The sequence below is a fragment of the Affinundibacterium fentianense genome (assembly GCF_018139545.1).
Lineage (GTDB): Bacteria > Pseudomonadota > Gammaproteobacteria > Burkholderiales > Burkholderiaceae_D > Undibacterium > Undibacterium fentianense.
Genome location: NZ_JAGSPJ010000052.1, coordinates 1 through 264 on the forward strand (window position 1 = coordinate 1; position 264 = coordinate 264).

The following is a 264-nucleotide window of genomic DNA, read 5'->3' on the forward strand; positions in this document are numbered from 1 at the left end:
GCGTGAGCTTGGTCGGTAGCAACTTGATCGTCCCAGCGGGCGTGTCCAGCTTCACGGTCACGGTCGCGACAATTAATGACACGATTGTCGATAGTGCGTCACCAGAAACCTTGCCATTGGTAGTGGGTGGTGTGACGGGCAATGGTGGCATTATTGATGATGACCAACCAACGATTAGTACAGTGGTCAGTGGTGGTAATGTAGTGGAAGGGAATAACCTGACGTACACCGTGTCCTTGACATCGGGTACCACAATTGCGTCGA

General features: G+C 52.3%; 1 protein-coding gene. It reads left to right on the top strand.

Annotated features, from left to right (window positions below; translation table 11 throughout):
- On the top strand, positions 1 to 264 hold a 264-nt coding region (locus KDM90_RS18590; RefSeq protein ID WP_212676951.1), incomplete at both ends, for a hypothetical protein.